This is a genomic window from Polyangium spumosum (assembly GCF_009649845.1).
GTDB classification, from domain to species: Bacteria; Myxococcota_A; Polyangia; order Polyangiales; family Polyangiaceae; genus Polyangium; species Polyangium spumosum.
Genome location: NZ_WJIE01000001.1, coordinates 482,400 through 500,867, shown reverse-complemented (window position 1 = coordinate 500,867; position 18,468 = coordinate 482,400). Strand labels below are relative to the sequence as shown.

Sequence of the window (18,468 nt, the reverse complement as noted above, 5' to 3'; positions counted from 1 at the left end):
ACAAGGAAGTGATGGCGGATGAAGCGGGGCCCGATCGGCCCTCGGGGCTGCGGCTCGGGGCGTTTCTCCGGTCGAGCGGCGAGCGGATCGTACAGGAATGGTCCTCGCGTGTCCGCGCCTTGCCGATCGCCCGGGCGCTGCCGGAGCTCGCCCTGCGTGATCACATCCCCGACATCCTCGACGGGCTCGCCCGGACCCTGGAAGGCGAGGGCTCCGCTGTGCATTTGCGCGCCCCGGATCTCCACGCCCTCGCGCGCCTCGAAGTGGGCTTCGATCTCCAGGAGGTGGTGACGGAGTATGGCGTCCTCCGCCGGTGCGTCCTCGATATCTGGTCGCGGGAGAGCGGGGAGCTCACGCCCGTCCGCGACGTCCTCGCCTTCGACCAGGCCATCGACGCGGCGATCGGCGCGGCCGTCGCGACTTACACGGCCACGCGCGAGCGGACCTTGCGCGCGCTCGACGCCGTCTCGAATGCCGCCCTGAACAGCGAAGGCCTCCACAATTTCTTGCAGAGCTTCCTCGTCGGCCTGCGAGAGACCTCGCCCATCGTGGATTCGGCGTCCATGTACGTGGTCGAGGAGGAGGAGCTCGTCGTCCGCGCGGCCGTCGGGCCTGCGCAGGAAGAGTCGCTCGGCGCGCGTATTCGCCTCGGCGAGTGCCTGGCCGGCCGCGCGGCGCTCGCGGCGGCGCCGCTCGAGAGCGTCGACACGCGGGAGGATCCACGCATCACGAGCGCGGGCATCAACAAGGAGCGGCTCCGCTCGGCGTATGCGGTCCCGCTCTTGATCGAGAGCCGCGTCGCCGCCGTGATCGTCGTGGGGTCGGAGAAGGTGCGGGCCCTGTCCGACGAGGACCGGCTGCTCGTGCGCACGCTCGCGGCGCGCGCGGCCGCGATCCTGGCGCTCGAGCGGAGCCGCGACGAGACCCACAAGGCCCTCGCCATGCTGTCGAGCTTCACGGAGTCCTCGCCCCTCGGCCTCGCCTTCGTCGACACCGAGCTTCGTTACGTGCTGGTGAACACGGCGCTGGCGGAGCTGCACGGCCGTCGGCGCGGCGAGTTCCCGGGCAAGCCGATCCGCGCATTCGTCGATCCGGCGCAGCTCGAGGAGGTCGAGCGTGTGCTTCGGCGGGTGCTCGAGACCGGCGAGCCCGTCGTGGGGCGCGAGTTCACGATGGAGCTGCCGCCCGGGAGCGGCCGGATGCTTCATCGGCTCGTCAGGTATTTCCCCGTGCGCGGCGCGGACGGCGCGATCTGGGGGGTCGGCGTCGTCGGGGAGGACATCACCGAGCGCAGGAGCGCCGAGGAGGCGCTGCGCCGCAGCCGTGCCGCGCTCTCGGAGAGCGAGCAGAGGCTCCGGCTCGTCGTCGACAGCCTGCCGGACCTCATCAACATCGTCGGCGCCGACGAGCGCTATCGGCTGACGAACAAGGCCTACGAGGCCTGGTTCGGGGTCCCGCCGGAGTCACTCGCGGGGAAACGTATCGTCGAGGTCATCGGCGAGGAGAACTACCGCACGGCGAAGCCGCTCTTCGAACGCGTGATGCGTGGAGAGACGGTCCGGCACGAGCACCCGTTCGTCTTTCGGGGCGGGCGCCGGGGCTTCGTGGAGGTGACGTTCGTCCCGCAGGTGACGGCGGCGGGGCGGGTGATCGGCTTCGTCTCGCTCGTCTCCGACATCACCGAGCGCAAGCGCCGCGAGGCCGAGGATCTGCGCCGCCTCGAGTTCGAGCAGCAGCTCATCGGCATCGTCTCGCACGATCTGCGCAACCCGCTCAGCGCCATCACCCTCGCGGCCACGGTGCTCTTGCGGCGCGAGGATCTCGACGAGCGGGCGACGAAGACGGCGGCGCGGATCCTCGCCTCGGCCGAGCGCGCCAGCCGCTTGATCCGCGACCTGCTCGATTTCACGTCGGCGCGCCTCGGCCGCGGGATCCCGATCTCGCCGCGGGAGGTGGAGCTCCATTCCTTCGTGGCCGGCGTGCTCGAAGAGGTGCGGCTGGTCTATCCGGATCGGGAGTTCCCCTCGCAGCAAGCGGGCGACGGTCGCGGCGCCTTCGACACCGACCGGATCGCGCAGGTGATCACGAACATCACGAGCAACGCGGTCCAGTACAGCCCGCCCGGGACCCCGATCACGGTGAAGACCGAGGGCAGGGCCGAGGAGCTCGCCGTGTCGGTGCACAACGAAGGCCCGGCGATCCCGGACGAGATCCGGCCGCACCTCTTCGCGCCCATGCATCGGGGCGTATTGCCGGGGGATTCGCGGGCCCGGAGCGTGGGGCTCGGGCTTTACATCGTGAAATCGATCGTGGAGGCCCACGGCGGCCGGATCGAGGTGCGCTCGACGAACGAGGAGGGGACGACGTTCACCGTCTTGCTCCCGCGGCAAGCGCGGAAGCGCGGGGGGTAGGGACAAAGAGCCGCAGGCGCGATCTCCGCCCCTGCGGCCCTGCAAAACGCCTTTCTTTGGTTCGAGGTCAATCCCGGGGCGGCGGCATCGCGAACGTCGCCTCGCGCGCGATGTCGTCGCCGGCCTCGACCTTGAACGTCCCGAGGTCGATCCTGTTGCCGACGGCCTCGCCGTCCTCCTTCACGAGGACGATCGTCGCGTGGTAATTGTCCACGGGCAGCTCGATGCTCGCCTCGAACTGGGTGCACGGCACCCGGATATCCGCGACGAACTCCTCCTGGTCGTTGCGGATCTGGATCAGCGCACCCGTCGCGTCGTACGCGGTGCAATAATTCGCGGCGCGCTGGTTGCTGATCGTCCAGTTCACGGTGAAATGGCCCGTGTCGCGATCGATCGCGTCCGCCGTGGAGCCCTCCCCGCAGCCGAAGAGCAGGGCGGAGGCAGCGCACGCCGCGAAGTGAACCAGGTAGCGTCGGATCATGAATGGGACTCCTTTCGCTCGCCAATCATTCGTCAGCAACGGTGGTGCCAGCGGGACAGAGATCGCGCTGCACGCTTCTCGTTCATCCCTGCCCGACTAGACCCGCGTCTCCGGCCCGCGGTCGCGGCGCCCGACGCCTCGCTTGAGGACCATCTGCACGACGAAGGCGACGATCACGGCGCCGACGAACGCGGGGATGATGGGGATTCGTGCGATTTCGGGGCCGACGCGGCCGAGGAGCATGGAGCCGATGAAGCTCCCGAGCAGGCCTGCCACCATGGCGCCCGCCCAGCCGTAGGGCAGGCGGCCGGGCACGATTCGATCGGCCAGCCAGCCGACGAGCGCGGCGATGGCGAGGGTGACGAGCACGCCGAGCACGCTGAACGTCGCCCAGATTCCCAGGACGAGGGCAGCGACGATCAGCAACATGACGAGGAGAATTCCGAGCGGCATGGTGTTCTCCGCAGCAAAGGGCGGGCCGCGCGCTCGGCGAGCAGGCGCGGCCCTCGTGAGGGGGTCAAGCGCGCGCGGCCTTGCCGAAGAAGTACTGGAAGGGCACGTGGCTCCGCGCCGCCCAGGAGTGCTCGTTGTGCAGGTCGCCGGGGAAGGCGAAGTAGAGCAGATCCTTGCCGAACTGGAAGCCCTTGGCGAGGAGCTGGTCGCGCATGGCCGTGGTCCGCTCGTAGTTGTCCCGCGGCCATCCGCTGTCGATGTAGAACCGCACGTCTCGCTTGGGTTCGCTCGCCACGCGCTCGATCAGGTCGTCACGATAGCCGAAGGTGCTCGAGAGGCAGGCGGCCTTGCCGAAGACGTGCGGGTAATGCCACCCGAGGAAAAACGAGACCACGCCGCCGAGCGAGGAGCCCATGACGGCGGTGTTCTGCGGGTCGGAGAGCGTGCGCAGGCGGCTGTCGATGAACGGCTTGAGCTGGTTCACCATGAAATCGCCGTACCGCTCGTATCCGGGCTTCGTGTACTCGTACATGCGGTCCTTGGCGTAGACGCCGACGACGATGACCTTGTCGATGAGGTTCATCGAATGGAGCAGCTCGACGTTCTCGTCGACGCGCCACTCGTTGCCGCCGAAGGCCTCGTCGCCGAAGAAGAGGTTCGTCCCGTCGTGCATGTAGAGCACGGGATACCGCTTGAGGGTGTTCTCGTCGTATCCGGGCGGGAAGTAGACCCGCACGTGGTGGTTCGCCTCCGCGTTCCCCTCGGGGACCGTGACGACGGGGGAGAACGTGCCGCGCGGCGGGCAGAAGAAGTGCGGATAACACCGGCGGATGGTGGTGTCGCTGGTGGTGGCGAGGTAGTTGTCGCCCTGGGACCAGGTGAAGCCGCGCTCGTCGTCGAGGCAGGGCTTGAAGTAAAAATACTTCTGGTCGGCGTCGATGACGAACTCGGTGATGGTGCGATCGTCGCTGACGTAATTCGGCTCGACGGAGCGATTCCAGTCGGATTCCGTCCGGAGGACGACGCGCCCGCGGGGGACGGGGTAGAAGACCTGAATTTTGGCTTGGCCCATTGGTCGATTATCGGCGAGAGGGGGAGGGGTGTAAACAGGTTTCTGGGGGGCTGCTGCTGCTGCCCGGCGTCACGATCGACCCCTCATCGAGAGGATCGCTGGGAGAGATCCGAACTTGGCGGACAGTTCGAGCGCGGGACGAGGGTTGCACTTTGAGCGTAAGCACACGCAGCGTCGTCTACGCGTGTCAATCCGCCGAGAGGATTCTCGACAGCTCGCGCGCGCGGCGATTTTCTCCACCATGATTGCGATACCGCTCGCGCAACACCGGATCCGGTATCTTCTCCGCGCGCAGCTCGATCTGCGCGAGCGTATCCCGTAACGCTTCGCGGGCCCCGCCGATGTCGCCGGTCTCTCGCCTCGCCACCGCCACGGCGAGGCGCATGGGAACTTCGAGTCCGCCGGCGCTCCCGACGGTCTCGATGATCTGGAGCCCCTCCTCGGCGCAGGCGCGCGCCTCTGTCGTGCGCCCCTGCGCAATGAGCACGTGAACGAGGGCCGTCAGGGTGTCCACGCGCGAGAGCGCCAGGCCGCGGAGCCCTTCCGCGGCCCTCCGCGCCTCCTGCTCGGCCTCGTCGTACCTCTCGAGCCCGGTGAGGCACTTTGCGAGCACCAGCCTCGCGTGTGACTCGTAAAACGGCGCTTCGTGGCCGTGTTTCAGGGCGGCCTGCGCGTGCTCGAGCGCGACTTCCATCGGCATCGGCTCGCTCGAGAAGAGCATCGCCCGCGCCTGCGCCCACTCGCTCACGCAGAGTGGAATTGCCTCCTTGACCTTCGCGGCGGCATCGACGACCCGGCGGAGGGTCGCCAAGCTGTCTGCTGTCGCCCCGAGCCGCGCCTCAGCCATCGCCTGCTGTGCGCCGACGATCACGAACTCCCGCAAGGCTCCGCTCTTTTCGAAGAACGACGCGGCCTCCGCCGACGTGACCATGTGCATCCACGGATCGGGCGCGATGTGCTCGGCATAGATGGCCAACCCGATGCTGAAATTCGCGTGCGCTTCGGGGTATTGCGCTCGGATCTCCGCGTCGATCGGCATCACGCGCTGAAGCAGCCGCTCGACGGGGGCGCGCGCTCCCCCGAGGGCGAACATGCAGACCACCCCGGAGGCGGCCTCCAGGAGCCCTCCCCGGCCCTCGGGCTCGGGCTCCACCTGGTCGAACAACGTCAAGAGCTCTCCGCAGAGCTTCGTGTCTCCCACCTGGCTCGTCAGCGAGAAGAGGGCGTGCAGCGTCTTGTACCACGTGTTGCTCCCCGCCGGCAGCAGGTCGAGCGCATCCATGCCTGGACGTATCCCCTCGTCGTGTCGCGCGCTCATGTAGCAGACATAGCATTGCAGCGCGCGCAGCGATCCCAGCGCCTCGCCGGACGCCCCTGCGAGAACGGCTCGATCGATAGCGCGATTCATCGCCGAGAGCTCGAAACGCTCGCAACATTGCTTCGCCGCTCGGAGGTAGTGCGGGACTGCGCTCGTGAGGTCTCCGCCGAGCTGGAAATGGTCAGCGATGACCGATGGATCCGCGTCGCCGAGCGCCTCAAGGTAACACGCCACGGCCCGGTGGCCGAGCACTCGGTCCTCCGGCGTCAAGAGCTCGTATGCCGCGTCGCGCACGAGCGCGTGGCGGAAAGTATACTCGGTCGACTGCGGCGAAGGGTCGTCGTACCGCGCTACGAGTAGCTCCTTTTCGACGAGAAACGATAACGCGAGCTCGATTTCCTGGTTCGAGCGGTGGGGCCCGAGCACGCGCGCCACGCCCTCGCAGACGAACCTCCGTCCGAGCACGCTGGCCGCGAGCACGACATGGCGCTCCCGCACATCGAGTCGCGAGAGGCGTGCTTGGAGCATCGCCATGACGGTCTCCGGAGCGGAGTCCGACTTCCCATCCGCCGCCGCTCGTATCATCTCCTCGAGGAAGAGCGCGTTACCGTCCGCCTGCTCGATCATGCGCGCCACCTGCTCGTCCGATAGCGCTGCCCCGAGCACCTGACGAATGAGCCGCTCGCAGGCCTTCTTGCCGAGACCTCGCATGCGCAGGAGCTGCGGGCGGTGCTCCTCCCACAGCTTCGGGAAAATTTCGTGCACCTCGGGGCGCGCCAGCGCAAGTACCATGAACGGCCGATCCGCGAGCTCGCCGAGGGCCCGATGGACGAGCTTCTCCGTCAGCGCGTCGCCCCAATGCAGATCTTCTAGGATGAACAACAAGGGCTGATGAGCGCTCTCGGCGCGTACGAAATCGATGAACGCCCAGTTGATTTGATCGTGCATGAGCTTGGGATCACTGCGCGCTGCCCGGAGCCGCATGCTGTCTTCCGACGAAAACGGCACGTTGCAGAGCTCGCCGAGGAACTCGGAGACACGCAGCGCCTCGCTCGCGGGTACGTGTCGACTCACCCGCTCTCGGAGCTTCGCCCGCTGGACCTCGAGCGGCTCGCCACCCGCGAGGCCGCAGAAGCCCCGCAGCGACTGGCTCAAGATGCCATAGGGGGAGCCGTGGCTGAACAGATCTCCCCGCCCGAGGATGATCGTGATCGGAGTGCCGCGCGCCTCCATGCGGCGGAGGAATTCGTGCCGTAGGCGTGATTTACCTGCTCCCGGCGCCGCAGTGACGATCACGACGCGCGCCTCCGATTCTTCGACGCAGCCGGACCATAACAGGTCGAGCATGGATAGCTCCTGCTCGCGGCCTACGCACGGGGTCGGTCGGCCGAGAAGAGGGCGCGACTCATCGGTCGTGCTCGTGCGCTCGCCGCTCAGCACGGGCTTGCCCTCCGTGGTGGTGATCTCGAAACGCGGTTCGAGCAGCTTGGCGGACAGATCGTCGAGCGAGACACCGGATTCCATTACTATTTGCCCGCTCTCCGGCTCCGCGCGGCCCTGCATGCGCAGCAGCGAGACGGCGCGCTCGATGGCATCCCCGATCGGGAGCCTCTCTTTGACGACGCCGCGCCCCGTCGTCAGGCCGACGCGAGCCCTGGGCCATTCCTCCTTTACGGCGAGGGCGCAGCGCGCCGCCTGGGACGCCTGATCGATGGCGCTCTGTGCGGGGGGCACGATGACCGCCAGCGAGCCGTCAGCCAACCATTCGACGCGTCCCCCCAGGCGAATCAGGCGGTCACGCAGGGCATCACGAAACGCCCGTCCCGTCGATCCATCCGCGTTGCTCGTCAGCGGCATGGCGAACTCCGGCTCGTCGACCGGGATCGCAAACACGATGCAGAGCAACTGCATGACATCTCCACTGAGCGCCGCGGAGACTGGGGGTGGCGTGTTCACGGGCACCAAGACCGTATCGTCTCCCAAGGGCATTTCCAGCGCGGCGAGCTCGTCGCGGAGCGCCGCCCCGTCGATCGGACGACGCGATGGGTCCTTGTCCAGCATGCGCGCGAGCAGCGCGGTGAAGGCTGGCGGCGTGGCGGGACGGAGTGCCTCGATGCTGGGGACCTCCTCGAAAAGAATCTTCGCGAGAATCGCGATGATCTCACGGGCAAAAAACGGAGGTTTTCCAGTCAAGCATTCGAATGCGACACACCCGAGTGAGAACACGTCCGTGCTGGGCCAGAGCTCGCCCTCGCCGCGCGCCTGCTCTGGGGCCATGTAGGCAGGCGTGCCGATGATGTGGCCAGTATGTGTGAGGAAGCTCTGGGGGAGAGCCAGGCGTGCAATGCCAAAGTCGAGCAGCGTGACACGATCGACGCGGCCGTCGCGGAGGAACAGATTGCTTGGCTTGATATCGCGGTGCACGACGCCGCGGCGGTGGACATTGGCGAGCGCGTCCGCGGTCCTCGCCAGAAGTGTCACGCAATCGCGCACGCTGAGCGGTCCCTCGGCGAGACGCTGGCTAAGGTCTCGCCCGGGTAACCACTCGATTGCGAGGAAGGGCCTGCCGTCACGGGCTTTCCCATGCGCGACATAGGAGACGATCGCGGGATGCCGGAGCTCGGAGAGCAGCCTTGCCTCCCGCTCGAAGCGCTCGTTTTCCTCGAAGCCGTCCACGTGGGCGTGGAGGAGCTTCAGAGCGACCCTCGCACCGGTACGCGTGTCGCGAGCCCGGAATACTTCGCCCATCCCCCCCTTCCCAGCAAAACGTTCGATCAGGAACCGCCCGGCGACAACCGACCCCTCCATAAGCGACACGATATATCCCTCCCGCTCTCCAGCGGTGAAGCTGCGCAGTACACTGGCATCTGGTCCCGTGAAGTCTATGAGATTACCAGATGGCTCGAGCCGGGGGAAGACATCGTGTCGAGGCGGTTGTGAGTCGGTATACGCTGAACCGCATGCGCCTAGAGCGTCCAGCACATGGAAGCAGGATGAGGTGGCGGAAGCCGCCAGCGGCAGCGGCAGAGGGTCGCTCCGATCGCTCTTCTCGCCTCGCTAGGACGGAGCCCAGAACCTTCCCTCCACCTCCTGCTCGAGCGAGAACACACCTCACGGCGTTCCTATTGACCTTCTTGCCGGACGACGAAGCCACGCGAAGCGCTCCCCCCGTCCTTCTCACTTCGCTATGACGCAGCTCGAATGTTTCCCCGCTCCCTCCTAGCTTCGCCATGACGCACCGCGGCCCGCGCCTTGAAGCCTCCTCGGCTCGCCATGACGCAGCCGGGGACGTTCCCCGCTCCCTCCTCGCGCGACGATGACGCACCGCGGAACGTCTCTGCCCTCCTCCTCGCTCGACGATGACGCAGCCAGGGACGTTCCGACCTTCGTTTCCGCCGAATTCATGCGCTTCCTTCCTCGCGAAAGGGCAGGATGCTGTGTTTGCTGGCGTATGTAGTGGACCTGCGAGGACCCATGGGCGTCAGCTTGAATCAGATCCCGCGCTTCGAGAAGCGCGACATCGCCAGGAAGATCAAGGACAACCTCACGACAAGAGTGACATGCTGCTCGCCCGAGGTGGAGAAGGCGCTCACGGACAAGCGCACGCACGTCGGCGGAGGCCGCGACGCGGAGACGGATTGGGTGGAGCTGATGGTGCGGCTCCGGGCGGTATGTGTCGAGCCGGGCGGAGCGGTCGGAGACGGCGAAGATCCAGGAGGGGAAGGCGCTGCTCGCGCCGCTCTTGGATGCAATGGCGAAGCTGCGGGCCGAGGCGGCGGCGCGGGCGACGCGGAAGGGGAATGGGAAGTAGGAGGCGCCGGCGGAGGGGACGACGGGCTGATCGGGAGCGGAAGCGGGCTCGGCGGTGCCCTGCCTTCTTGCCACGGGCACGCTGGAAGAACTGCGCGACGGGCAGTGCTTCCACCTTCGGTCCAGGCCGTGCCTGGTCTGGGAGCAGGGGCGGATAGCCCTTGCCGGGGAGCGGGGCAGCGCCCCGCTCCCGCCCATTGACGCTACCCCCTGCGAATGCTCTCCTCCCGCCGCCATGCACATTCCCTCGCCGCGCCCTTCTCACCTCCTCCTCGCCGCCTCCCTCGCTGCTTGCGCTGGCCAAACGCCCCCGCCCCACACCGAGGCTGCCGCCATCCCCGCCGTCGCGCCCGCAACGGTCTATGACGCGCGCGGCCAGTCCACGTCCTGCGAACCTCCGCCTGCTGATTGCCCCACCGTCTCGCCCGACCGCGACCTCGCGGATCGATGCTCCCTCGGCGGCTTTCGCATGATCCAGTGTGGGTGCGAGATGCTCTGCACCGGCGATCCCGGCGGCGGCGCCAAGCAATACTTCGACGCCGAGGGGCACGGCAAGGCCTGCACTCCTGCCAAGGACGATTGTACCCCGGACCCCGCGAGCGCGGCCTTCCAGGACGCTTGCGCCGAGAAGGGGTACAAGCTCGAGGTCTGCGGCTGTGAATGGCTCTGCTCGGGAGACCCCGCCCGATGAACCCGCCCATCCTCTCGTTCTCCCCTTACGAAAAGATCGCCGAATCCCTCGCCGCCGCCCTCGGCGACGACGAGGCCGCGCATCGCGCCGCGAGCCGCGTCGAGTGGATCGTCACCGAGAAGATCCACGGCGCCAATTTTTGCCTCGTCACCGACGGCGCCGACGTCCGCTGCGCCAAACGGAAAGGCCTGCTCGACGAGGACGAAGACTTCTTTGGCCATCGCGGCATCCAGACCCGCTTCGCGCCCGGCGTCCGTGACCTCTTCGCCCGCGTGAATGCCCGCGAACCGAAGGCCACGCTCGTCTTCGTGTATGGCGAGCTCTTCGGCGGCGGGTATCCCCACCCCGACGTCCCGCCCGTCCCTGGCGTCTCGCCCGTGCAGACCGGGTGCTGGTATGCCCCGGGGATCGAGTTCTGCGCGTTCGACGTGGGGCTCGTCCTCGCCGGCGCGTCCGAGCGCGCCTACCTCGACCAGGACGACGCCCGCATGGATTGCGAAGGCGCCGGCATTCCCTTCGCAAAACCTCTCTTTCGTGGTCGTTACGAGGACGCGCTCGCCTTCCCGATCGGCTTCGAGACCACGATCCCCGCGCGCCTCGGCTTGCCTTCGCTCGGCCCCTCGAACAAGGCCGAGGGCGTCGTCCTCAAGCCCGCCCGCGCGCTCGTCATCCCTCGACGCTCGGGCGCCGTGCGGCCCGTCGTGAAGCGCAAGATCCCCGAGTTCGCCGAGGACGAGCGCTTTCACGAGGCCGAAAAATGGTCCTCGGCCGCCCGCGCCCCTTCCGCCTCGGCCCTCGATTGGCTCCTGCACGAGGCCTCGTCCCTCGTGAACGAAAACCGCCTGAACGCGGCCGTCTCCAAGGTCGGCCGCGCGCGCCCTGGGGATACGGCGCGGCTCCGTGAAGTGCTCACGCTCGTCCGCGAGGACCTCGAATTCGAGTTACGCGCCCGCCACGGCGAGGCCCTGCGCGCCCTCTCGCCCGCCGAATCCCGCGCCCTCGCCGCCCACCTCGACGGCGAGGCCCGCGCCCTCGTGGAGCTTTACCTCGGCTGATCGACCGGGATCCCGAGCCGCTCCGCGACCTTCCGCCGCCACGCTTCGAGCGGCGAATCGGCCGCGGGGACCGGCTTCTCCGCGAGCTTCCGCACCGACAAACCGACCTGATCCTTCGCGTCCGGATCCGCGCCGCGCTCGAGGAGCTTGTCCACTCCCTCGTATTGATTGAGATACGCGAGCCGGAGCGCCGGCGTCTGCTCCATCTTGTTCTTCACGTCCACCGGGACGCCACGATCGAACAGGATCCCCAGGTTTTGCCATTGCCCGAAATTGAGGGCCTGGTGGGCGAGGGGAACCTCTTTCTCGTTCTTCAGGTTCGGATCCCCGCCGTTATCGAGCAGGAGCACGAGGAAACGCGGGTCGGGGCTCGTCGCGCCCACGAGCATCGGCGACGTGCCGATCTTCGTCAGCACGTTCGGGTTCGCGCCCGCCGCGAGCAGCGCCCGCACGGCGGTCTCGTTTCGCGCGACGATCTCGTACATGAGCAGGTTCACGCCCGAAGGCGCGACCTCGTCGAGATCGGCGCCGCGCTCCACGAGCGCGCGTAACGTCGCCACGTCGCCGCGCTCGGCGGCCGCCGCGGCCTCGCGCAGCCGCTCGCTCGGGAACACCTCGTTCGCGGGAGGAACCGGCGGCCTCGGGGCGAAGATCCCCTCGAGGCCTGCGGCGAATCGCTCGACGTCCTTCACAACATCCCCTGAATGGTCGCGAGGTCCTGGCTCTTTTGTTGCTCGATGCCCGCCACGTGCGTGCTGTGCCGCTCGATCATCTCGGCGAACCGCTGCTTCTCCTGATCGAGCTCGGCCGCCGCCCAGTCCTTCGTGCGCCGGGCCATGCCGAACGGGTTCAGGTAGCCCCAGCCGCTCTCAGGGTGCTCGAACGTCGGCTCCGCCGGCCACGTGCGCGCCGTGAAGCTGCCGTCCGGGTTCTGGTTGACCGCGTTCAAGCCGTGCGTCGTGCCCACCGCGTCGGGCATGAGCCCGGCGACCGGCGAGTCCTGCTGCGCCCACGTCAGGATGTCTCCGTCGACCTGATACGCGTCGACGAGCCCGTTCGCCTGCGAGGGATCGAGCCCGTAGCGCTCGAACGTGTTCTCGTGCAGGCCGGCGGCGTTGAACGTGTTCGCCGGCAGGCCCGAGGCGAGGGCGCCGGCCGACGCGAGCCCGCCGCCGAGCGAGTGCCCCGCGAGGCTCACGTTGTTCCCGTACACCGCGCCGACCTGCCGGGAGAGCTCGACGGCCTGCGTGTACTGCTGCCCCTCGAAGCCCGCGCCTTGCGAGACGTTGCCCCAGAGCCAGTCGTTGCCGTCCCACTGCTTCCAGGTCTCGAACTCCGTGCCCCGCATGATCAGCCGGTAGCTGCCGTCGATGTCGGAGCGGTAGAGGTCGGAGTAGAAGCCCGTGCTCGGGTCCTGGAACGTCGCGTTCCGGAGCTCCGGCGGCAGATCGTTTGGCCCGAGCCGCGTCCAGCCCTCGGGCGCGCCGCTCGTGTTGTAGACGTCGCTCACGAGGCGCCCGTCCTCGACCGCGCGGTTGTTCTGCGCGAGGCGCTCGGCCGCGTTCGAGAGCGCGTCGCGCTGCGGGCCGGGCGGCATGTCCGCCGCGCGTTGCCGCGCCTGATCGATCAGCCGCAGCCGCTCCATCAGGCGCATGCGTTTGTCCGGCGCGGTCATCTTGCCGATGATCACGGTCGGACAACCCTCGTCGATGAGCCCGCCGTGCAGGGTCCCGTCGCCGAAACGCGCGGCCATCTTGCCTTCGAGCAGCACCGTCGGCTCGCCGATGCCGATCACGTCGGGCGGCGCGCCCGTGCACTCGAGCAGGTCGGTCACGCGGGCCGCCGGCTCGCCGCCGACGAGGATGGTCGTCGCGCACGCGGGCAGGATGTCCTCGCCGACGTGCTGCAAACAGAGGTGATGATCGCCTTTGCGTGCTGCGATGGGGTCGCTCATCCGGCTCCTCGGGTCTTTCAGCGCGGCCATGATCACCCGGGAGGCGAGGGGATGGGAAGCGCGAAATGCAGGGAGCGAGCGACACGTCGCGGCATACCTCGCCTCCCTGCCGCTTCCGCGCTAGCTTCGCGGGGAGATGTCCTCCGGGCTCGATCGACCCCTGCTCCTGCGGACGGCGGCGCTGCTCGTCGGCGGCGCCGCGCTTGGCCTCGGCGTCAACGCCGCGCGGCCCTCGGGCGTCGCCCTGGCTGGCTTCGAGCCTCCGACCGCGTGCACCTCGGCGGCGGTCGAGGCGTCGCCCGTGATCGAGATGACGCCCCTCGAAGCGGCGGGCCTGTGTGGCCAGCCGGGCATCGTCTTCGCCGACACCCGCTCGTCCGAGCACTTCGCGGCGGGCCACGTCGCCGACGCGCTGCACTTGCCCTGTGACACGACCGCGAGCGGCGCGGAGGTGGCGCTGAAGGAGCTCGGGCACGCGAAGACGGTCGTGGTCTACGGCGCGTCGACCGAGGAGGCCTACGAGGTGGCCGAGACGCTTCGTCGGCGCGGCCTGACGATGGACCTGCGCGTGCTCCGCGGAGGCTTTGTGGCCTGGGAGCAAGAGGGCCTGGCGTGCGCCTCGGGTCCGTGCCCTGGTTGCTCGATCCACCCCAGGCAGGAGCCGAGCCCTTGAAGACCACGCTCCTCTGGCTCCTGCGCCTCGCGCTCGGCGGCATGTTCCTCGCGGCGGGCGCGCTGAAGTTCTCCGATCCGACCTCGTTTGCGCTGGAGATCCACAACTACCAGCTCCTGCCGGATCTCGCCCCGCTGCTCGCGGCCACGTTGCCTGCCGTGGAGATCGTCCTCGGCCTCGCGCTCGTCGTGGCGCCGCGCCCGTGGGCGCGGGCGAGCGCGCTCGGCGCCGCGCTCGTGCTCGGCGTCTTCACGGTGGCCGTCGCGTCCGCGGTGGCGCGTGGCGTGAACATCGATTGCGGCTGCTTCGGGGAGGGATCGGGCCCGGTCACGATGTGGACCGTGCTGCGCGACGTCGCGCTCGTCGCGGCGGCGGTGTTGCTGTTTCGTCTTCTCGCGGGTGAGCCGCCGCCTGCGAAACCTTCGAGCGCTTGAACGCGGGCGCCGGCGGCGCGCTTGTCAAGCGGCATCGGGGCTCGTCACTCGGCGGGCAAAAATCCGATGGTGTTCCGGCCTGCTTCGTCCTCCCCGATGGCCTCCACGTATCGTTTCCAGTCCGCCTCTCCGGGCCGGATGATCTGGCTGCCGTCGTCGCGGGGATAGGGATCGAAGACGAAGAGGCCACGCGCGTCCCGGCCGACGAGGATCCAGTGGTCGCCCTGGTCGCCGAATATCGAGATCTTGGCCGGCCAGCATTCGCCCCTCTGGGCGAGCGTGCGCGCGACGTCGTCGTCGGAGGCCCGGCGCGGCGGTGAGAACCCGGCGCGTTGCATCAGGTGCAGGAATTTTCGATACTCCATCCCGCCATCCATGCCGCGGTAGCGCCGGTAGATGAGGAGCGCATAATCGGCGAGCGCGCCGTACGTGGCGTCCGGGCCGCCGCCGGCGATCGCCCGCGCGAGCCGCTCGAGCTCCTCGCGCCTCTCGTCCGCGAGCTCGTCCCCGATGCGCTCGGCGAGATCGACGAGCCCCGCGTAACCGGCCGTGGCGAGCATCGCCCCGACGAGCGAGACCGCGCCGCACGCGTGCGCGCTCGCCGAGGGGCTCGAGCCGTTGAGCTGGGTGAGCTTGTCGAGCGCCGCCATCGGATCACGAGGGAGCCGCTCCTCGTCCCCGACGATGGGGGCGTCGACGTGGTGGATGCCGGAGGGAAACTCGTTCGATCCGGAGGCTGGGCACATGGCCCGCCAGGATACTACGAGCCGCGCGTGAAATGATCGGCGATGACGCTCGCCACGCAGGCCGTGAGTTTCTTTCCGCAGCGGATGTGCAGGAACTCGTTCGGGCCGTGGGCGTTCGACTGCGGGCCGAGGACGCCGGTGATGAGGAACTGCGCCTCGGGGAACTTCTCGCCGAGCATGCCCATGAACGGGATGGTCCCGCCCTCGCCGAAGGCCATCGCGGGCCGACCGAAGAAGGCCTGGCTGGCGCGTTGCATCGCCGCGTCGAGCCAGGGCGCGAGCGGAGGCGCGTCCCAGCCGTCGGAGGGCTCCGAGACGGTGAACGTGACGTCGGCCCCGTACGGCGGATCGGCCTCGAGGGCGCGCTTGAGCGCGTCGCCGGCGCGGCGCGGGTCCACGCGGGGCGGGATACGCATGGAGAGCTTCGCCTTGGTGAACGGGCGAAGGACGTTGCCTGCGCTGCTCGTCGCGGGCACGCCGTCGATGCCGGTGATGCTGAGCATCGGGCGCCAGGTGCGGTTGAGGAGGCGATCTTTGTTGTCGTGGCCCATCGGCCCGGCGCCTGCGGCCCAGGGCATCTCGGCGTAGATGGCGTCGCCGAGCACGGCCGCGGCGGCCTCGGCCTGGGCGATACGTTGCTCGGGGATGACGGCGTAGAGCTCGTCGAGGAGGATGCGGCCGGTGCGCTCGTCCTCGATGCGGGAGAGGAGCTGGCGCAGGATGCGGAAGCTCGACGCGGCGACGCCGCTGCCGGATCCGGAGTGGACGCCCTCGCGCAGGATGCGGACCTCGAGCGAGCCCTGGACGAGGCCGCGGAGGGAGGTGGTGGTCCAGAGCTGCTCGTAGTTGCCGCAGCCGGAGTCGAGGCAAACGACGAGGCTCGGCTTGCCGATGCGCGGCCCGAGGGCGTCGATGTACGCGGGCAGGTCGAAGCTGCCGCTCTCCTCGGCGGCCTCGATGAGGACGACGCAGCGGGCGTGGGGCAACTTCTGCTCGGCGAGGAGGCGGAGGGCGGCGACGGAGGCGAAGGCGGAGTAGCCGTCATCGGCGCCGCCGCGCCCGTAGAGCTTGTCCCCCTCGCGGACGGGCTCCCAGGGGCCGAGCCCGTCGCGCCATCCGGTCATCTCGGGCTGCTTGTCGAGGTGGCCGTAGAGCAGGATCGTGTCGTCGGATTTGCCTGGGATCTCCATGAGGATGACGGGGGTGCGGCCTTCGAGGCGCACGACCTCGACGGTGAGCCCGGGGACGGGCTGGGCACGGCACCACTGCTCGATGAGCGCGACGGCGCGGTCCATGTGGCCGTTCTCGCGCCAGGCGCGGTCGAAGGAGGGCGACTTGTTGGGGATGCGGATGTAGTCGGTGAGGGCAGGGAGGATCTCCTGCTCCCAGACGCGCTCGCAGAACGCTTCGGCTTGGGGCTGGTCGAGCTTGGTGGTCATGCGGGGTGGTTCCTTCGGGTGGGACCTTAGCGCCGATGGGGGGCAGAGGAGAAGGGGCGAGGACGGGGAGCGAGCGGGGCGGGGCCGAAAAACGCCGAATCGGTCGTCCGGGCGCGCGGGTTTGTCGTGGCAGTTGCGGCGGGCAGCCGTCCCGCTTCGACCGGAGGTGACGCGTTTGGCGTTTCGTGTAAGCTGCGGGCACTTCGTTCCTCGGAAAGGACCTGGATGGGCGATGGACTCCAAGGACATGCTCGACAAACGGCTCGTGCGGGCCGCGAAGACGGACACCATGCTGGGGATGGTGCTCGAGGGCACGCTGAACCACCTCGTCACGGCCTACGGCGACGCGATCGTGACCCCCATCCGCAAGCAGGTGATGGGAGGGGACAAGATGATCCGGTCCTTCTTCTGGTATCCGGTCACCTCGTTCCTGCGGGTCGCGCGGACCCTGCTCGACGACCGCCGGCTCGGGCTGAGCTGTGACGAGCTCATGAGCGGCTGCGGCGAGCACGCCTTCAGCGCCCTGCTCGAGTCGCCCGTGGGCAAGATGCTGGGGATGTTCGGCAAGGGCAACCCGCAGGCCCTCGTCTCGAACGGCCCCTACGCCTATACGCTGGCCGTCAGCTTCGGCGAACGGGTGTACACGAGGAAAAGCAACACCTCGGCCGACGTCGTCTTCACGGGCGACCTGCTCGGCCCTTCCTTCACGATCGCGGTCTACAAGGTGGCCTTCAAGCTCGTGAGCAGCGTGGACGCGACCGTCACGGCCACCGTCACGAACGACGACGGCTCGGACTTCATCATCCACTCACGCTGGTGAATCGGGCCTCGGCGGGACGCTGAGGCCCGGGCGCACCCCCCGCTTGCGCACGACGAGGAGGTGGAGGCAGCCGGTCGGGTCGGTCCAGACCTCGGCTCCCTTCACGTCGTGCAACCCCGCGCAGAGCCCCAGCAACTCCGGCGGATCCCTGTACACGAGATACCAGTCCATCGCCGCCTCGATGAAGCGGCGCATGGGATTGTGCCCGTTGAAGTTGCCGATCACGAGCAAGCCCCCCGGCGCGACGTGCAGCCACAACCTCGCCGTGAGCGCCGTCGCGAATCTTTGCGACAGGTAGTCGTACAGGCCAATCGAATAAACGAAGTCCTGGTCGCCGGGGACCAGGCTGGTCCTGGCACGCACGAGCGACAAGACCGTCCCGGACCAGGTGCGCACGCAGCCCGGATCGACCCATGGTCCGAGGGCGGAGACCGCGGCGAACAGGGCGCCCTGATCCTGATCGAGCAGCGTGATCCCCCGGAAGGGCCGTGTCTCGACGACGCTCGCGAGCTCGCAGGCCGAGCCCGAGGCGACGTTCATGACGTGCCGCGCGCCGCCGGCCCACTCGTCCCGGAGGAGTGTTGCGAGCTTGTCGCGGCGGTTGCGGACGGCCACGAAGCCGGGCTGGTCGAGCACCCATTGGTCCATCCAGCGCCCGAGGGAGGTCTCGCCCTTGGGGCGGTTCCGATACACGTCCTCCATCATCAGGAAGTCGCCCGCGTACCCACGAGGTTTCGTGAAGCAGCGATGGATGATCGGGCTCTGCCAGAAGAAGGGCCCGACGACCTCCTGGAAGCGCCGCTGCGCCGGAGAGTTGCGCCGCAGGCCGGCGGTGTCGAGGGCGCCACTCGCCTCCCAGACGCCGAGCAACATCTGCCCGAGCCTCGCGTCATCCTCGGGCGAAGGCGGAAGCGCACACCGAGGGGAGGCATCGAGCTCGGCGCACCAGGCCGCGAGCTCGGCGAGCCGCGACTCGCATTCCGGAGAGACAGGAGGCCCCTGGACCTCCTCCTCTTCATCCCAGGGCTCGGAGGCAGGCGGCTCCCCCACCGCCCTCCCGTCGGTCCCGATCGCGGCGCTCCCCCCGGCAATCTGTTGGGCCATCAACGCT

General features: G+C 68.6%; 16 protein-coding genes. 7 read left to right on the top strand and 9 right to left on the bottom strand.

The window, feature by feature from the left end:
• The first annotated feature begins 11 nt into the window (after positions 1–11).
• Entirely contained in the window at positions 12–2,411 is a 2,400-nt protein-coding gene (locus tag GF068_RS02150; protein WP_153817615.1) for a PAS domain-containing protein, read from the top strand.
• A 67-nt stretch (positions 2,412–2,478) separates the two neighbouring features.
• Here GF068_RS02150 and GF068_RS02145 read toward each other — a convergent pair whose 3' ends face one another.
• The 4 genes from GF068_RS02145 to GF068_RS02130 all read right to left on the bottom strand — a co-directional run bounded on the left by GF068_RS02145 (position 2,479) and on the right by GF068_RS02130 (position 8,543).
• Positions 2,479–2,892, bottom strand: coding sequence for a hypothetical protein (locus GF068_RS02145; protein ID WP_153817614.1), 414 nt, complete (start codon positions 2,890–2,892; stop codon positions 2,479–2,481).
• A gap of 96 nt (positions 2,893–2,988) precedes the next feature.
• On the bottom strand, positions 2,989–3,345 hold the full coding sequence (locus GF068_RS02140; RefSeq protein WP_153817613.1) for a GlsB/YeaQ/YmgE family stress response membrane protein: 357 nt from the start codon (positions 3,343–3,345) through the stop codon (positions 2,989–2,991).
• A gap of 64 nt (positions 3,346–3,409) precedes the next feature.
• Entirely contained in the window at positions 3,410–4,417 is a 1,008-nt protein-coding gene (locus GF068_RS02135) for an alpha/beta hydrolase (RefSeq protein WP_153817612.1), read from the bottom strand.
• A gap of 187 nt (positions 4,418–4,604) precedes the next feature.
• The gene (locus GF068_RS02130) at positions 4,605–8,543 is read right to left on the bottom strand and encodes a serine/threonine-protein kinase (RefSeq protein ID WP_275939093.1); all 3,939 of its coding nucleotides are present in this window, start codon (positions 8,541–8,543) and stop codon (positions 4,605–4,607) included.
• 865 nt (positions 8,544–9,408) lie between these two features.
• On the opposite strand from GF068_RS02130, the gene GF068_RS02125 reads away from it, so the two are divergent.
• The 3 genes from GF068_RS02125 to GF068_RS02115 all read left to right on the top strand — a co-directional run bounded on the left by GF068_RS02125 (position 9,409) and on the right by GF068_RS02115 (position 11,291).
• Positions 9,409–9,546 carry a hypothetical protein gene (locus GF068_RS02125; RefSeq protein ID WP_153817610.1) on the top strand — a complete coding sequence of 46 codons (138 nt, stop codon included), beginning with the start codon at positions 9,409–9,411 and terminating at the stop codon, positions 9,544–9,546.
• A 468-nt stretch (positions 9,547–10,014) separates the two neighbouring features.
• Complete coding sequence (locus tag GF068_RS43310) at positions 10,015–10,236, top strand: hypothetical protein (RefSeq protein ID WP_170319264.1); 222 nt, start codon at positions 10,015–10,017, stop codon at positions 10,234–10,236.
• Positions 10,233–11,291 (top strand): RNA ligase family protein, encoded by a 1,059-nt coding sequence (locus tag GF068_RS02115; RefSeq protein ID WP_170319263.1) that lies wholly within the window; start codon positions 10,233–10,235, stop codon positions 11,289–11,291. Before GF068_RS43310 ends, GF068_RS02115 begins: the two co-directional genes overlap by 4 nt.
• Here the strand turns inward: GF068_RS02115 and GF068_RS02110 are convergent.
• The gene (locus GF068_RS02110) at positions 11,279–11,983 is read right to left on the bottom strand and encodes an ankyrin repeat domain-containing protein (protein ID WP_153817607.1); all 705 of its coding nucleotides are present in this window, start codon (positions 11,981–11,983) and stop codon (positions 11,279–11,281) included. The genes GF068_RS02115 and GF068_RS02110 overlap by 13 nt on opposite strands.
• The gene (locus GF068_RS02105) at positions 11,980–13,245 is read right to left on the bottom strand and encodes a Tle-like phospholipase domain-containing protein (RefSeq protein ID WP_153817606.1); all 1,266 of its coding nucleotides are present in this window, start codon (positions 13,243–13,245) and stop codon (positions 11,980–11,982) included. Before GF068_RS02105 ends, GF068_RS02110 begins: the two co-directional genes overlap by 4 nt.
• A gap of 136 nt (positions 13,246–13,381) precedes the next feature.
• Here GF068_RS02105 and GF068_RS02100 point away from each other — a divergent pair, with 136 nt between their 5' ends.
• Both GF068_RS02100 and GF068_RS02095 read left to right on the top strand, forming a co-directional pair.
• Positions 13,382–13,918 carry a rhodanese-like domain-containing protein gene (locus GF068_RS02100; protein WP_153817605.1) on the top strand — a complete coding sequence of 179 codons (537 nt, stop codon included), beginning with the start codon at positions 13,382–13,384 and terminating at the stop codon, positions 13,916–13,918.
• Positions 13,915–14,352 carry a MauE/DoxX family redox-associated membrane protein gene (locus tag GF068_RS02095; RefSeq protein ID WP_153817604.1) on the top strand — a complete coding sequence of 146 codons (438 nt, stop codon included), beginning with the start codon at positions 13,915–13,917 and terminating at the stop codon, positions 14,350–14,352. Before GF068_RS02100 ends, GF068_RS02095 begins: the two co-directional genes overlap by 4 nt.
• 44 nt (positions 14,353–14,396) lie before the next feature.
• On the opposite strand, the gene GF068_RS02090 is transcribed toward GF068_RS02095, so the two are convergent.
• Positions 14,397–15,098: a hypothetical protein gene (locus GF068_RS02090; RefSeq protein WP_153817603.1), complete on the bottom strand. Its 702-nt coding sequence runs from the start codon at positions 15,096–15,098 to the stop codon at positions 14,397–14,399.
• A gap of 14 nt (positions 15,099–15,112) precedes the next feature.
• Positions 15,113–16,537 carry a M20 family metallopeptidase gene (locus GF068_RS02085; RefSeq protein ID WP_153817602.1) on the bottom strand — a complete coding sequence of 475 codons (1,425 nt, stop codon included), beginning with the start codon at positions 16,535–16,537 and terminating at the stop codon, positions 15,113–15,115.
• A gap of 232 nt (positions 16,538–16,769) precedes the next feature.
• On the opposite strand from GF068_RS02085, the gene GF068_RS02080 reads away from it, so the two are divergent.
• Positions 16,770–17,357 (top strand): TIGR02265 family protein, encoded by a 588-nt coding sequence (locus GF068_RS02080; RefSeq protein ID WP_170319262.1) that lies wholly within the window; start codon positions 16,770–16,772, stop codon positions 17,355–17,357.
• Here the strand turns inward: GF068_RS02080 and GF068_RS02075 are convergent.
• A complete protein-coding gene (locus GF068_RS02075) occupies positions 17,346–18,461 on the bottom strand; it encodes a class I SAM-dependent methyltransferase family protein (protein ID WP_240806570.1) in 1,116 nt (371 codons plus the stop codon). The two genes, GF068_RS02080 and GF068_RS02075, sit on opposite strands and share 12 nt — an antisense overlap.
• Positions 18,462–18,468: the final 7 nt, after the last annotated feature.